The 13918-nt window shown below is 65.4% G+C and carries 13 protein-coding genes and 1 riboswitch; of the genes, 6 read left to right on the top strand and 7 right to left on the bottom strand.

The annotated features are described in order from the left end of the window. The first annotated feature begins 66 nt into the window (after positions 1 to 66). The gene (locus tag P0R31_RS14365) at positions 67 to 321 is read left to right on the top strand and encodes a hypothetical protein (protein WP_036013009.1); all 255 of its coding nucleotides are present in this window, start codon (positions 67 to 69) and stop codon (positions 319 to 321) included. Between the two features lie 28 nt (positions 322 to 349). Here the strand turns inward: P0R31_RS14365 and P0R31_RS14360 are convergent, their stop codons facing one another. Beyond that, complete coding sequence (locus tag P0R31_RS14360; RefSeq protein WP_109143203.1) at positions 350 to 538, bottom strand: hypothetical protein; 189 nt, start codon at positions 536 to 538, stop codon at positions 350 to 352. Positions 539 to 774: 236 nt separating this feature from the next. Between P0R31_RS14360 and P0R31_RS14355 the strand changes: the two genes are divergently transcribed. After that, positions 775 to 1026: a DUF2798 domain-containing protein gene (locus P0R31_RS14355; RefSeq protein WP_275514631.1), complete on the top strand. Its 252-nt coding sequence runs from the start codon at positions 775 to 777 to the stop codon at positions 1024 to 1026. Positions 1027 to 1601: 575 nt separating this feature from the next. Here the strand turns inward: P0R31_RS14355 and P0R31_RS14350 are convergent. The 3 genes from P0R31_RS14350 to P0R31_RS14340 form a co-directional block, all read right to left on the bottom strand. Next, entirely contained in the window at positions 1602 to 1772 is a 171-nt protein-coding gene (locus tag P0R31_RS14350) for a hypothetical protein (protein WP_275514630.1), read from the bottom strand. Between the two features lie 156 nt (positions 1773 to 1928). Beyond that, positions 1929 to 2129 carry a hypothetical protein gene (locus tag P0R31_RS14345; RefSeq protein ID WP_275514629.1) on the bottom strand — a complete coding sequence of 67 codons (201 nt, stop codon included), beginning with the start codon at positions 2127 to 2129 and terminating at the stop codon, positions 1929 to 1931. Between the two features lie 303 nt (positions 2130 to 2432). Further along, positions 2433 to 2594: a hypothetical protein gene (locus P0R31_RS14340; RefSeq protein WP_275514628.1), complete on the bottom strand. Its 162-nt coding sequence runs from the start codon at positions 2592 to 2594 to the stop codon at positions 2433 to 2435. A gap of 250 nt (positions 2595 to 2844) precedes the next feature. On the opposite strand from P0R31_RS14340, the gene recA reads away from it, so the two are divergent. Continuing rightward, positions 2845 to 3933, top strand: a complete 1089-nt coding sequence (gene recA, locus P0R31_RS14335) for a recombinase RecA (RefSeq protein ID WP_027577058.1) — start codon at positions 2845 to 2847, stop codon at positions 3931 to 3933. A gap of 106 nt (positions 3934 to 4039) precedes the next feature. Beyond that, positions 4040 to 4972 (top strand): hypothetical protein, encoded by a 933-nt coding sequence (locus P0R31_RS14330; protein ID WP_275514627.1) that lies wholly within the window; start codon positions 4040 to 4042, stop codon positions 4970 to 4972. A gap of 134 nt (positions 4973 to 5106) precedes the next feature. Here the strand turns inward: P0R31_RS14330 and gcvP are convergent, their stop codons facing one another. Genes gcvP through gcvT form a run of 3 tightly spaced genes read right to left on the bottom strand, consistent with a single transcriptional unit; the run spans position 5107 to position 9515 of the window. Next, positions 5107 to 7974: an aminomethyl-transferring glycine dehydrogenase gene (gcvP, locus tag P0R31_RS14325; RefSeq protein ID WP_275514626.1), complete on the bottom strand. Its 2868-nt coding sequence runs from the start codon at positions 7972 to 7974 to the stop codon at positions 5107 to 5109. Positions 7975 to 7991: 17 nt separating this feature from the next. After that, the gene (gene gcvH, locus P0R31_RS14320) at positions 7992 to 8360 is read right to left on the bottom strand and encodes a glycine cleavage system protein GcvH (protein ID WP_275514625.1); all 369 of its coding nucleotides are present in this window, start codon (positions 8358 to 8360) and stop codon (positions 7992 to 7994) included. A gap of 9 nt (positions 8361 to 8369) precedes the next feature. Then, positions 8370 to 9515, bottom strand: coding sequence for a glycine cleavage system aminomethyltransferase GcvT (gene gcvT, locus P0R31_RS14315; protein ID WP_275514624.1), 1146 nt, complete (start codon positions 9513 to 9515; stop codon positions 8370 to 8372). A 146-nt stretch (positions 9516 to 9661) separates the two neighbouring features. Further along, positions 9662 to 9753: riboswitch (glycine riboswitch) on the bottom strand. A 223-nt stretch (positions 9754 to 9976) separates the two neighbouring features. On the opposite strand from gcvT, the gene alaS reads away from it, so the two are divergent. Next, complete coding sequence (gene alaS / locus P0R31_RS14310) at positions 9977 to 12655, top strand: alanine--tRNA ligase (protein ID WP_275514623.1); 2679 nt, start codon at positions 9977 to 9979, stop codon at positions 12653 to 12655. A gap of 10 nt (positions 12656 to 12665) precedes the next feature. Beyond that, on the top strand, positions 12666 to 13892 hold the full coding sequence (locus P0R31_RS14305; RefSeq protein WP_275514622.1) for a cyclic nucleotide-gated ion channel: 1227 nt from the start codon (positions 12666 to 12668) through the stop codon (positions 13890 to 13892). The last annotated feature ends 26 nt before the right edge of the window (positions 13893 to 13918 follow it).

The raw sequence follows: 13918 nt of genomic DNA, 5'->3' as shown, positions 1-13918 counted from the left end.
GGACTCCTCTTGATCCGGCCCGCGCCCTACATTGTCCGTAGCGTAGTACGCAGAGGAAGGCAGGACATGGCCGATCGTCCGCGGGATCTCGCCGAGCGGATGGCGCGCCGGCGCAAGGCGGCCGGCAAGCCCGGCCAGTCCGCCGGCGATGGCTATCTGCGCGAGACCTTCACGCTGCCGCGGGCGGCGGCGCGGGAGCGGGCGCAGGCCTTCTTCGCCCGCTATCCCAAGGCCGGCTATATGAGCGAGGTCGAGACCTGGCGCGAATTGCCCGGCGGCGATATCGAGTTCACCATGCGTCGGCTGCCCAGCGCCGACTGACGCGCTATGACGCAGAAGGCGAAACGGTTCAGGCCGTCTTTCGCCCGATCGCCTTCAGCTCGCGGTCGATGCGCAGCTGCACGCGCCGGATCGCCAGCAGATCGATCCTGGTCTCGGTCTTGCCGGTCTTGATCCGGTCGCCGATGCGGAACTGCCACTGCCAGATTCCGGGAATCGCCGTCTTGGCGATGGTGAACTCGACGCCCCTGTGATTCATGGTCACCTCCCACGATTCACCCTTACGCCTGCAAACATGTTGGTCGCCGCAATATTCCGCAGGCAAGAAAAATGTCGCCCGCGGCCTCCGTGGTTCTCCGACCATGAACAAAGTTCCTGGAGCCCGGCCGGGGTGCATCCGGCGGTCCCGCAGCGCAGTTCCAATCCGGACCGCCGGATCCGCTCGACGGCATGTGCCTTGCTTGCCGATCACGGGTAAGCAACCATGGGCGCCTCATGCTCGGCATTCCCCGCCGCTACTCGCATTTCGTCTTCGGTATCATCCAATCGGGGCTGACCTCGCTGATCGCGGCGGGGATCGCCAGCTTTCCCGCCGGCAGCCCGACGCTCTTCGTGCGGCACTGGATGGTGTCCTGGCTGATCGCATGGGCCGCGATGCTGCCGGTCGTGCTGCTGGCGGCGCCCGCGATCCGCGCCTTCTCGCTGCGCCTGACCCGGGAGGAGCGGGAGCCCCGCGCCGGCCGGTAGCCGGGCGGCCCTAGCCGGCTGGCTGACGACAGCCTGACAGGCGGACCGCCGGCAGGGGCGCGAGCGAAAGGCCGCACACTGGCCCCGTACCGGTCCCAATTTCGACATCCGTCCGCACAACTGCGGACACACCCGTCGGCAAGATTTTATCTGTTCGGCGCAGCCATGGGGGAAACGTGGCGCGCCGGAAACGGGGTGGCATCATATGGATAACGTAGAGCGGTCATTTGCCGCCGCGACGGCGGCTGGCTTCGTCGTGCTGGTGATAGGCCTGGTTCTGCTGGCGGTGCTGTAGCAGGCGTGCTGCTGCGGACGGATTGACGTGCCGGGCCGTCCCATCGACGGCGCCGGCGCGCTTGCCTCTCAAAAGTGGCAAAACAACCCCATGCACAGTAGGGGTCCTGGCGATTTTATCGCTTCGCCAATGGGTTGCTGGTAGTATTTAGCTACCTGGGGCATCCGTGGTCGCAGCACCCCGACCGGCGATGCCGATCGGAGGTTCCGGCCAAGGACCGGAGCGGAGTGCCGCATCGCGGGCGGGCCTGGCCCGCTCCGGACGGCGGTCCTGGCAGTGCCTAATGAACCTTGATCTCGTTCAGCGGCAGATGCAGCTCGGCTGCGCGCTCTTCGCGGTCCTTCTTGCGGAACTCGTTTTCCTTGCGCTCGAACTTCACCATCTCCTCGTGCGCGGCGTCCAGCAGCGGCTTTCGCCTCAGCGTATCGTGGTGCGCGTCGTTGTTCGTCATGACCAGAGATCCCCAAAAGTTGCGGTCCCATCCTCACAGAAGGCCCGAGACCGCGAAAAGGTTCGGTGCCGCAGGATTACGGAAACATGACGGCGGCGCAGTCGCGCGTCGTTGATCCCGGTCATGGTCGCTTCGAGGAACCCGACGGAGGCCCGGTCATTTCGGCGGCTGCAGCTCCGGCGATTTGACCCAATCGCTCAGATGATTGGCAACGTCGGCCTGACGGGCCTTCTTGAGCAGCGCGTCCCGCTCCGGCCCCGGCGGAAGCTTGGAGGCCTGCTCGCGGACCTGCTTCACCCACGCCGACAGCCGATCTTGAAGGGTCAGTTGTTGCTTGAAACGCCGCCGCTTGAACATGGCGCGCTCTTTCCGTGCGAGGAGGCGAGAGCGCAAGGCGCGCGTTCTCATCACCGATAGTGGCCAGGGTCCGCGCGGTGGTGAGGCATTAGGGTCCGGAAATGGATTCGCGTCTGTTCAGTTGTGCACGCAGCGCGACGCGACAGCTTGACGATCCAGCATAGCTGGTTTGTCAGGGGTCGATGTTATCAGCCGAGGAGGCCGCCAAGTGAGGCGGCCCTATAGGCGATGCATGCCGGGGCAACGCGAGCGCGCCGCCATGGCTCATAGCTCCACCAGTTCCATGGTCTCCCTGAGGCGGCCTTACTCTTCCTCACTATGCTCTGGATGCAGCCCGGTTTTCTCAGCCAGCAATTCGGCAATAAGTTCGGATATGCCATTCAAGGCAATCTGGTCGGTAACGCGCGAGAGGATGGCTCGATAGTGCTCAATCTTCTCATCCAGCTCAGCGCACTTGTCGCACATTGAGGCCGCCCCGTTGCGGGTATTCGCGGTTCCTCAATTAACAAATGATGCGGCCGTTCCAAGGCCAGAACGAAGTTAGGACAACCTCCAAATACAACTTAGGACACTGGGGTCAAATACTGACAGAACCAACATTTGCAAAAGAACATATTGCGAACCCAGAACAAATAGGGTACATTGCTTTTATCGCCGAGCTGCCTCGCAACCGTTTGTCCCTCACGCGAATCCTCGCCATAAGGAGCACGACCCAATGTCCGCAACTGCCCTGCGTATCGTCGAAGGATCCTCCATGGACAAGAGTAAAGCTCTGGCCGCCGCGCTCTCCCAGATCGAGCGGCAGTTCGGCAAGGGCTCGGTGATGAAGCTCGGCAAGAACGACCGCTCCATGGACATCGAGGCGGTGTCCTCCGGCTCGCTCGGGCTCGATATCGCGCTCGGCATCGGCGGTCTGCCCAAGGGACGCATCGTCGAGATCTACGGGCCGGAATCCTCCGGCAAGACCACGCTGGCGCTGCATACGGTGGCGGAAGCGCAGAAGAAGGGCGGCATCTGCGCCTTCATCGACGCCGAGCACGCGCTCGATCCGGTCTATGCCCGCAAGCTCGGCGTCAACATCGACGAGCTCCTGATCTCGCAGCCCGACACCGGCGAGCAGGCGCTGGAGATCTGCGACACCCTGGTGCGCTCGGGCGCGGTCGACGTTCTCGTGGTCGATTCGGTGGCGGCGCTAGTGCCGAAGGCCGAGCTCGAGGGTGAGATGGGCGATGCGCTGCCGGGTCTTCAGGCGCGGTTGATGAGCCAGGCGCTGCGCAAGCTGACGGCCTCCATCAACAAGTCCAACACCATGGTGATCTTCATCAACCAGATCCGCATGAAGATCGGTGTGATGTACGGCTCGCCGGAAACCACCACCGGCGGCAATGCGCTGAAATTCTACGCTTCCGTCCGCCTCGACATCCGCCGCATCGGTGCGATCAAGGAGCGCGACGAGGTGGTTGGCAACACCACGCGCGTCAAGGTGGTCAAGAACAAGCTGGCGCCGCCCTTCAAGCAGGTCGAGTTCGACATCATGTACGGCGAGGGCGTCTCCAAGATGGGCGAGATCCTCGATCTCGGCGTCAAGGCCGGCATCGTCGAGAAGTCCGGCGCCTGGTTCTCCTATGACAGCCAGCGCCTCGGCCAGGGCCGCGAGAATGCCAAGGCGTTCCTGAAGGGCAACCCCGACATCACCGCCAAGATCGAGACCGCGATCCGGCAGAATTCCGGCCTGATCGCCGAGCAGATCCTCGCCGGCACGCCGGAGCGCGACGCCGACGGCGAGGAGCCGGCGGACGAGTAAGCCTTAACGCGAAGAGCTTTTCGCGAGGAGCGGGCACTGAGGACGTTGAGTTGCCGACGTCTTCGGTGCCCGTTTCGTTTTTGCGTTGCGTCTATCAGGTGGTGCGATGAAGCGGCTGATCTTGATGACAGATTCATCCGCCGCCGGCGCGATACAGCGGGCGGGCCTCGCCGACCTCGTCATTGCGATCGAGCGCCGGCTTGTTTGGGGATCGCTGCCGTCCACCGCGGAACTCGATGCATTCTGGCGCCTCGAAGGCTCGGGCCCTCACGGGCTGATCGAGCTGTTCTTAGAGTATGACACGGTCGAACTGTGGATGGAGCCAGAGCCAAATGCGCAATTGATCTTGCTCTGGCTGCTCGACCATTGCGGCAGCGATAGAGCGGCAGCCTCCAAACTCGTGATGCGTCCGCTGGACATCGCCGTGAGCGGTCTCGGTCCCGAGGGCCTCGCGAAGCCGAACCCGCCGCTGGTCAGGCTCACGCAAGATCACGTTGGCCTGGCCGGTCGCGCGTGGCGAGCTTATCGGGCGCCGACGCCGCAGGCTTGGTTCGACCTCCTCGACATGGACTTGCGCCTGCTTCCGCAGCTCGAGCGTTGTGTTCTTGACCTGCTCGAGGAGCTTCCAAACGTGACCAGTGGCCTTGGAGCCACGGAAATGCGGGTACTGGAATTGATCGCGCCGGGCGGAGTGCAGCCCTTTGAGGTCTTCCCCGGATACCAGAAGCCCAACGGGTGTCGCGTCTTCAATTACTGGGAGGTGGGGGCGTTGCTCGATGGACTTGCGCGCTGCCCGGTGCCGGCCGTATCCGGCCTGGAGGAGGGACCGTTCACGCTCGACATGCATGATGATGCCCTCCGTCATGCACGATACAAGCAATCCCGCTTGTCGCTCACGGATCTCGGCAAGGCGATCCTCGCAGGAGACGAGGACTTCTGCCGCCATAATCCGCTTCGGCGCTGGTGGGGCGGCACGCTTCTCGCCAACGAACGGCTTTGGCGCTGGGATGACGAACGCCGGTTGTTGGTTGCGCCCTAGGACACATTCACTGTTGTGGGGTGGATTGGCCGAAGGCGTAATCCGCAACTGTTTATCTCGGCGAAAGCTGACGTGGTGGGTTACGCAGGCGACAGCGCTTCGCGCCGCCGCCTGCGAACCCACCCTACGAAACCTCACTCCGCAGCTTCTGCGTAATCGCTCACCGGCGGGCAGGAGCACACCAGGTTGCGGTCGCCGTAGACGTTGTCGACGCGGCCCACGGGGCACCAATATTTGTCCGTGCGCGAGACGCCGTCGGGGAAGCAACCCTCGCTGCGGGTATAGGCGCGCTTCCAATCGTCATCGGCGATGTCGTGCACGGTGTGCGGGGCATGACGCAGCGGCGAAGCCTCGATCTTGAAGCGGCCGGCCTCGACCTCGGCGATCTCCTTACGGATCGCGATCATGGCGTCGCAAAAACGATCCAGCTCGGCCTTGGATTCCGATTCGGTCGGCTCGATCATCAGCGTGCCCGGCACCGGGAAGCTCATGGTCGGGGCGTGGAAGCCGTAATCGATCAGGCGTTTTGCGATGTCGTCGACGGTGACGCCACTCGTCGTCTTCAGCGGGCGGGGATCGACGATGCACTCATGCGCGACGCGGCCCTTCTCGTTCTTGTAGAGCACCGGGAAGTGCGGATCGAGCCTTGCTGCGATGTAATTGGCGTTGAGGATCGCGATCTCGGTGGCGCGCTTCAGGCCTTCGCCGCCCATCATCAGGATGTAGATGTAGGAGATGGTGAGGATCGAAGCCGACCCGAACGGCGCGGCCGAGACCGGGCCGACCGGCGCTTCAGCATTCGTCATCGGATGACCCGGCAGGAACGGCGCAAGATGCGCCTTGACGCCGATCGGGCCCATGCCGGGGCCGCCGCCGCCATGCGGGATGCAGAAGGTCTTGTGCAGGTTGAGATGGCTGACGTCGGCGCCGTAATCGCCGGGCCTGGAGAGGCCAACCTGCGCGTTGAGGTTGGCGCCGTCCAGATACACCTGGCCGCCATGGCCATGCATGATGTCGCAGATGTCGCGGATGTGCTCCTCGAACACGCCGTGGGTCGAGGGATAGGTGATCATGATTGCGGCGAGATCGTTCGCATGCTTCTCCGCCTTGGCGCGGAGATCATTGACATCGACGTCGCCGTTCTTCTCGCAAGCCACAACCACCACGTCCATGCCGACCATCGCGGCCGAGGCCGGATTGGTGCCGTGGGCGGAGGAGGGGATCAGGCAGATCTTGCGATGGCCCTGTCCGCGCGCGGCGTGGTAGCCACGGATCGCGAGCAGCCCGGCATATTCGCCCTGCGCGCCCGAATTCGGCTGCAGCGAGATCGCGTCATAGCCAGTGATGTCGCACAGCCATTTTTCCAGCCGCGCAAACAGCGCGTGATAGCCTCTCGCCTGCTCGCGCGGGGCGAACGGATGCAGCGAGCCGAATTCCGGCCAGGTCAGCGGCATCATCTCGGTGGTCGCGTTCAGCTTCATGGTGCAGGATCCCAGCGGGATCATGGCGCGGTCGAGCGCGAGGTCGCGGTCACTGAGCTTGCGCATGTAGCGCAGCATCTCGGTCTCCGAGCGATGCGCATGGAAGACGGGATGGGTCAGGAAGGCCGTAGCGCGCTTCAATTCGTCCGGCAGCGCCTCGCGCGTCTCGGCGTCGATCTCGGCATAGGCAAGCTTGCCGCCGAAGGCGCGCCAGACCGCTTCGACCGTCGCAGGCGTCGTGGTCTCGTCGAGCGCGATGCGCAGCGCGGTATCGCCGATTCCGAGATTGATCTTCTCGGCCAAAGCGCGCGCGACGATCTCCTCGCGCTTGCCGCCGGCATCGACGCTGAGCGTGTCGAAGAAGCTGTCGCTCGCAGGCGCAAAGCCGAGCTTGCGCAAGCCGGTCGCGAGCACGGCGGCGCGGCGATGCACGTTGCGCGCGATCTGGATGAGGCCCTCGGGGCCGTGATAGACCGCATACATCGAGGCGATCACGGCGAGCAGCACCTGCGCGGTGCAGATGTTGGAGGTCGCCTTCTCGCGGCGGATGTGCTGCTCGCGGGTCTGCAGCGCGAGGCGATAGGCCGGCATTCCGCGGGAATCGACGGAGAGGCCGACGATGCGGCCGGGCAGCGAACGCTTCAGCGCATCGCGCACCGCCATATAGGCGGCGTGCGGCCCGCCATAGCCCATCGGCACGCCGAAGCGCTGGGCCGAGCCGATGGCGATGTCGGCTCCTAACTCGCCGGGCGAGGCGAGCAGCGTCAGCGCCAGGAGGTCCGCGGCCAGAATCGCGAGCGCGCCCTTGGCCTTCAGCGCTGATATCGCGGGCCTGAGGTCGCGCAACGCGCCGGAAGAACCGGGGTATTGCAGCAGAGCGCCGAGCACGTCCGATTTGTCGAGATCGGTGAGGGGATCGCCGACGACGAGAGTCCACCCCAGGGGCTCGGCACGGGTGCGCATCACCGCCAGCGTCTGCGGATGCACGTCCTTGTCGACGAAGAACGCCTTCGCCTTGACCTGCGAGTGGCGCTCGGCGAGCGCCATGGCTTCGGCCGCCGCGGTGGCCTCGTCGAGCAGCGAGGCGTTGGCGACGTCGAGCCCGGTGAGGTCGCAGATCATGGTCTGGAAGTTGAGCAGCGCTTCCAGCCGGCCCTGGCTGATCTCCGGCTGGTAGGGCGTATAGGCCGTGTACCAGGCCGGGTTCTCCAGGATGTTGCGCTGGATCACCGCGGGCAGGATGGTGCCTGAATAGCCCTGGCCGATCAGCGAGGTGAAGACCTGGTTCTGGCCTGCGAGCTCGGCCATATGCGCGATCGCCTCGGCTTCGCTGAGCGGCTTGCCGAGATCGAGCGGGGAGGCCTGCCGGATCGAGGCCGGCAGCGTCTCCGCCATCAGTGCATCGACGCTTTTCGCACCGACGGCCTCGAGCATCGCGGTGACATCGCGCGCCGAGGGGCCGATGTGGCGGCGTACGAAACTGGCGGCGGCGTCGCCGTTGGACTTGCGGTGCGCGGTCATCGCTTGCTCCATCGTATTTAAGCCGTATGCGCCTTGTAGGCAGCTTCATCCATGAGGCCGCCGAGCTCGCTTCTGTCGGCAATCCTGATCTTGAAGAACCAGGCCTTGCCCTGCGCGTCCGAGTTCACCAGCGCCGGCTCGGATGCGAGCTCGGCGTTGGCCTCGAGCACTTCACCCGAGATCGGCGCGTAGACATCGGAGGCCGCCTTGACGGACTCGACGACGGCGGCGGCTTCGGCCTTCTTCAAGCTCCGCCCGACCTTGGGCAGTTCGACGAACACGACGTCGCCGAGCTGCTGCTGGGCGTAATCGGTGATGCCGACAGTGGCGACATCGCCGTCGATCGCCAGCCATTCGTGATCGGAGGTGTACAGCGTCGTGGTCATTTCGAATCCTCAGCGTTTGTAGGTGTTCTTGACGAAGGGCATGGCCGCGACCTGCAAGGGCAGCCGTTGGCCGCGCACCTCGGCGAAAAGCTTTGTGCCGAGCGCGCTCGACGCGGTGGGCACGTAGCCCATCGCGACCGGCGCGCTTAGGCTGGGGCCGAAGCCGCCCGAGGTGACCTGTCCGATCGGCTCGCCGCCCGCGTCATTCGCAAACAGCAGCGCGCCCTCGCGCACCGGCGCGCGGCCCTCGGCGCGCAAGCCGACGCGGCGGCGGGATGCGCCGCCATCGAAATGCGCGAGGATCTTCGCAGCGCCGGGAAAGCCGCCGGCGCGCGTCCCGCCGGTGCGGCGGCTTTTCTGCACCGACCATTCCAGCGCGGCCTCGACTGGCGTGGTGGAGGTGTCGATGTCGTGGCCGTACAGGCAGAGCCCGGCTTCCAGCCGCAGGCTGTCGCGGGCCCCGAGGCCAATCGGGAGCACGTCGGAATTTTCCAGCAGCATTTTTGCGAGGCGTTCGGCATCGCCGGATGGAACCGAGATCTCGAAACCGTCCTCGCCGGTGTAGCCGGAGCGCGAGACGAAGCACTTGATGCCTGCGACCTCATGCGGGCCGGCGTCCATGAATTTCATGGCCGGCGCGTCTGCACAGAATTTCGCCAGCACAGCTTCCGCCTTCGGGCCCTGCAACGCGATCAGCGCGCGGTCGGCAAGCTGCTCGATCACGCAGGCGTCGGACAGGTTGCCGCGCAGATGCGCCTCGTCCTCGGCCTTGCAGGCGGCGTTGACGACCAGGAACAGGTGATCGCCGAAATTGGCGACCATGAGGTCGTCGAGAATGCCGCCGTCGTCATTGGTGAACTGGGCATAGCGCTGCCGCCCCGCGGCGATCGCCACGATATCCTGCGGCACCAGCCGCTCCAGCGCGCGGGCAGCGTCCTCCACATTGCCGGATTTCGGCCGGAGCGCGAGCTGGCCCATGTGGGAGACGTCGAACAGGCCCGCTTTGGTGCGGGTATGGACGTGCTCCTTCAAGACGCCCGCGGGGTACTGCACGGGCATGTCATAGCCCGCGAACGGCACCATCTTGCCGCCTAAGGACATATGGAGGTCGTAGAGGGGGGTACGTTTCAGGGAGTCTTGATCGTGCGCTAGCATCTTGAGGGCCCTCGGCGGTTCCCCGGGGAGGATTCCCCGATGGACACCAGTCGAAGCCCCATCTGTCGCTGTGCCTGAGAGTATTATCCCGTCGGCGGACGCTGTCCGGGTCTTAAGCCCGTCGGCGCCTCTTTCCAGATGCTGTCAAAGCCACGCGGTCCTTTTGCCTGAGAGTTTCCGGGGCGGTTGCTCCTTCGGCGCCGGCTAATTGGTAGCCGGTCTCTCCCGACGTGGCCGTACGATACAGATGGGTAGAGACCACAGGGGAGCCAAGCCTGTCAACGCGTCCGCGCGCCCTATCCAACGAGATTGCGCGCCTGCGGCAACCCTCTGATCTCCTTGCACAGTTTCTGGACAGCGAAGCTGGCCTTGTCTAAAAGCGCTTTGGCCCGCAGATATCAGCCTTAACGGTCCGGTTTGGACCGCGAAAAGCGGGCCCAAGCATACCCGATTGGATGAACATGAGCGGCGTCAACGAGATCAGGTCGACCTTTCTGAACTTCTTTGCCGAGAACGGCCACGAGATCGTGCCGTCCTCGCCGCTCGTGCCGCGCAACGACCCGACCTTGATGTTCACCAATGCCGGCATGGTGCAGTTCAAGAACGTCTTCACCGGCGTCGAGAAGCGGCCCTATCAGCGCGCCACCACCTCGCAGAAATGCGTGCGCGCCGGCGGCAAACACAACGACCTCGACAATGTCGGCTACACCGCACGCCATCTCACCTTCTTCGAGATGCTCGGCAATTTCTCGTTCGGCGACTACTTCAAGGAGCGCGCGATCGAGCTCGCCTGGAAGCTGATCACGACCGAGTTCGGGCTGAAGAAGGACAAGCTGCTCGTCACGGTCTATCACACCGACGACGAGGCGGCAGGGCTCTGGAAGAAGATCGCGGGCTTCTCCGAGGACCGCATCATCCGCATCCCGACCTCGGACAATTTCTGGGCGATGGGCGACACCGGGCCGTGCGGCCCGTGCTCGGAGATCTTCATCGACCGCGGCGAGCACATCTGGGGCGGCCCTCCCGGCTCGCCGGAAGAGGACGGCGACCGCTTCCTCGAATTCTGGAATCTCGTGTTCATGCAATACGAGCAGGTGACGAAGGAGGAGCGCGTTAATCTGCCGCGTCCCTCGATCGACACCGGCATGGGCCTGGAGCGCATGGCCTGCATCCTCCAGGGCGTCGAGAGCGTGTTCGAGACCGACCTGTTCAAGAACCTGATCGACGCGACCTCGTCCGCGCTCGGCAGCGGCCCGAACGAGCAGAACGTCGCCTCGTTCCGCGTCATCGCCGATCACTTGCGCTCCTCCGCCTTCCTGGTCTCCGATGGCGTGCTGCCCTCGAACGAGGGCCGCGGCTATGTGCTGCGCCGGATCATGCGCCGCGCGATGCGCCATGCGCAGCTCTTGGGTGCCAAGGAGCCGCTGATGCACCGGCTGGTCTGGGCGCTGGTGCGCGAGATGGGCCAGGCCTATCCGGAATTGATGCGCGCGGAAAAGCTGATCGAGGAAACGCTGCGGCTGGAAGAGACCCGCTTCCGCAAGACTCTTTCGCGCGGCTTGGCGATCCTGGACGAGAAGAGCGCTTCCTTGAAGAAAGGCGACATGTTCGACGGCGACGTCGCCTTCACGCTGTACGACACCTACGGTTTCCCGCTCGACCTGACGCAGGACGCGCTGAAGTCGCGCGGCATCGGCGTCGACCAGGCGGCGTTCACCGACGCGATGGAGCGTCAGAAGGCCAAGGCGCGCGAGTCCTGGAAGGGCTCGGGCGAGGCGGCCTCCGAGGCGATCTGGTTCCCGCTGCGCGAAAAGCTCGGAGCCACCGAATTCCTGGGCTACGAGACCGAGAGCGCCGAGGGCGTGGTCTCGGCGCTGGTGAAGGACGGCGCCGAGGTCACGAGCCTCAAGGCCGGCGAGACGGGCGCGATCGTGCTGAACCAGACGCCGTTTTATGCGGAGTCCGGCGGCCAGGTCGGCGACACCGGCGCGCTCTCGGGCGAGGGCGGCATCAAGGTCCGCGTCACCGACACGCAGAAGAAGCTCGGCGATCTCTTCGTCCATATCGGCACGGTCGAGAGTGGCGAAGTGAAGCTCGGCACGGCGCTGCAGCTCGAGGTCGATCATTCCAGGCGCTCGACCATCCGCGCCCATCACTCGGCGACCCACATCATCCACGAGGCGCTGCGCCAGGTGCTCGGCGATCACATTGCCCAGCGCGGCTCGATGGTTGCGCCGGACCGGCTGCGCTTCGACTTCGTGCATCCGAAGCCGATCACGGCCGAGGAGCTCGCCCGCGTCGAGGACATCGCCAACGACGTGGTGCTGGAGAACGACGAGGTCACCACGCGCGTCATGGGCGTGGATGAGGCCCGCGAGGCCGGGGCGCGCGCGCTGTTCGGCGAGAAATACGGCGACGAGGTCCGCGTCGTCTCGATGGGCAGGACCGCGCGCGAGCGAGGCGCCAACGCGCTCGGCTGGTCGGTCGAGCTCTGCGGCGGCACCCATGTGAAGCGCACCGGCGATATCGGACTGATCACGGTCACGAGCGAAAGCGCAGTCGCCTCCGGCGTGCGCCGCATCGAGGCGCTGACGGGCAACTACGCGCGAAAACATGCCAACGACACCATGGCGCTGGCAAAGGTTGCGGCGAACGAGCTGCGCACCTCGCTCGACGACGTGCCGGCGCGCATCTCGGCGCTGATGGAGGAACGCAAGAAGCTCGAGCGCGAGCTCTCCGACGCCCGCAAGAAGCTGGCGATGGGCGGCGGCGCCGCCGCCGGCAACGGCGCAGCGTCGGGCGTGCGCGAGGCCGGCGGCGTCAAGCTGATGGCGCGCGCCGTGGAAGGCATCGAGATGAAGGATCTCAAGAGCCTTGCCGATGACGGCAAGAAGCAGATCGGCTCGGGCGTGGTCGCCATCGTCGGCGTCACCGAAGACGGCAAGGCCGGAATTGTGGTCGGCGTCACCCAGGACCTCACCGCGCGCTTCAACGCTGTGAATCTCGTGCGCATCGCCTCCGAGGCGCTCGGCGGCAAGGGCGGCGGCGGCCGGCCCGACATGGCCCAGGCAGGCGGCCCCGATGGCGCCAAGGCCTCCGAGGCCTTGAGCGCGATCGAAAAAGCGATGGCGGGCGCGTAAGGCCGCCGCCATGGGCCTCGTTCCGCGCGGACGTGGGCTTCGCGATCCGGACCTGAGGGATCGCCTCTACGATTTGCTGGAGCACGACCCCTTGGCTTATTCGGTCGGGTCGCGCTTCATCCGGCTCATCATCGGCGTCATCGTGCTCAATGTCGCCGCGATGATCCTCGCCTCGGTGCCGGAGCTCGACGCGCGGTTCGGCGCGCTGTTCAGCGCGATCGCCGTCCTCGCCGTCATCGTGTTCGCGCTCGAATATCTGGCGCGGCTGTGGACGGTGGCGGGTCACACCCAGCGCAAGGGATCGGCGCTGTCCGACCGGCTGGCCTATGCCCTCTCGGCGCTCGGCATCATCGATCTCGTGGCGTTCCTGCCGGCTGCGATCGTGCTCGCGACCGGTCGGCACGCGACGCTGGCCGCGCTCGGCGTGCTGCCGTTCTTCAAGCTGATCCGCTATTCGCCGGCGATGCGTTCGCTGCTCGCCGCCGTGCATGCCGAGCGGCGCGCGCTGATCGGCTGCATCGTGATCCTGATCGGCGCGGTCCTGACCTTCGCCTCGCTGCTCTACGCCATCGAGCGCGACGTGCAGCCCGAAAAGCTCGGCACCATTCCGCAGGCGATGTGGTGGGCGATCGTGACGCTCGGCACGGTCGGCTATGGCGACGTCGTGCCGGTGACGCCGCTCGGCAAGTTCGTCTCGGCCTTCGCGATCATCTCAGGGTTTGCCATGATCGCGCTGCCGGTCGCCATCATCTCGACCGCCTTCGCCGAAGAGGTGAAGCGGCGCGATTTCGTCGTCACCTGGGGCATGCTGGCGCGGGTGCCGCTGTTCTCGCACCTCTCCGCCGCGGAGATCGCCGACATCATGCGCCTGCTCAGGGCGCGCACCATCGAGCAGGGCGAGATCCTGGTGCGGCGGGGCGACGTCGCCTCGTCGATGTATTTCATCACCGCCGGCGAGGTCGAGATCGCGCTGCCGAACCAGCATGTGCGCCTTGCCGACGGCACCTTCTTCGGCGAGATCGCGCTGCTGCATAAGACAAAACGCAGCGGCACGGTGACGGCGACGCGCAAGACGCGGCTGCTCGTGCTCGACGCCCAGGATTTTCACGCGTTGATCGCGCGCATGCCAACGCTCGCCGATCACGTCCACGAGACCGCCAAGGCGCGCCTCGCCGATACCGGCGACCTCGCGCTCGCCGAGCTTGCGCAGGCGGAGAAGGAAGGCACGGAGCGCTGAGCGGCCTGAAAAGCAAACGGGCCGCG

Source organism: Bradyrhizobium yuanmingense (assembly GCF_029167105.1).
GTDB classification, from domain to species: domain Bacteria; phylum Pseudomonadota; class Alphaproteobacteria; order Rhizobiales; family Xanthobacteraceae; genus Bradyrhizobium; species Bradyrhizobium yuanmingense_A.
This window is presented reverse-complemented; position numbering and strand designations above follow the sequence as displayed.

Excerpts from the sequence above, each read along its gene's own strand:
- alaS (WP_275514623.1), top strand. The coding sequence starts at position 9,977 with ATGAGCGGCGTCAACGAGATCAGGTCGACCTTTCTGAACTTCTTTGCC.
- P0R31_RS14330 (WP_275514627.1), top strand. The coding sequence starts at position 4,040 with ATGAAGCGGCTGATCTTGATGACAGATTCATCCGCCGCCGGCGCGATA.
- P0R31_RS14365 (WP_036013009.1), top strand. The coding sequence starts at position 67 with ATGGCCGATCGTCCGCGGGATCTCGCCGAGCGGATGGCGCGCCGGCGC.
- P0R31_RS14305 (WP_275514622.1), top strand. The coding sequence starts at position 12,666 with ATGGGCCTCGTTCCGCGCGGACGTGGGCTTCGCGATCCGGACCTGAGG.
- P0R31_RS14340 (WP_275514628.1), bottom strand. The coding sequence starts at position 2,594 with ATGTGCGACAAGTGCGCTGAGCTGGATGAGAAGATTGAGCACTATCGA.
- P0R31_RS14345 (WP_275514629.1), bottom strand. The coding sequence starts at position 2,129 with ATGTTCAAGCGGCGGCGTTTCAAGCAACAACTGACCCTTCAAGATCGG.
- P0R31_RS14355 (WP_275514631.1), top strand. The coding sequence starts at position 775 with ATGCTCGGCATTCCCCGCCGCTACTCGCATTTCGTCTTCGGTATCATC.
- gcvP (WP_275514626.1), bottom strand. The coding sequence starts at position 7,974 with ATGACCGCGCACCGCAAGTCCAACGGCGACGCCGCCGCCAGTTTCGTA.
- gcvH (WP_275514625.1), bottom strand. The coding sequence starts at position 8,360 with ATGACCACGACGCTGTACACCTCCGATCACGAATGGCTGGCGATCGAC.
- gcvT (WP_275514624.1), bottom strand. The coding sequence starts at position 9,515 with ATGCTAGCGCACGATCAAGACTCCCTGAAACGTACCCCCCTCTACGAC.
- P0R31_RS14350 (WP_275514630.1), bottom strand. The coding sequence starts at position 1,772 with ATGACGAACAACGACGCGCACCACGATACGCTGAGGCGAAAGCCGCTG.
- recA (WP_027577058.1), top strand. The coding sequence starts at position 2,845 with ATGTCCGCAACTGCCCTGCGTATCGTCGAAGGATCCTCCATGGACAAG.
- P0R31_RS14360 (WP_109143203.1), bottom strand. The coding sequence starts at position 538 with ATGAATCACAGGGGCGTCGAGTTCACCATCGCCAAGACGGCGATTCCC.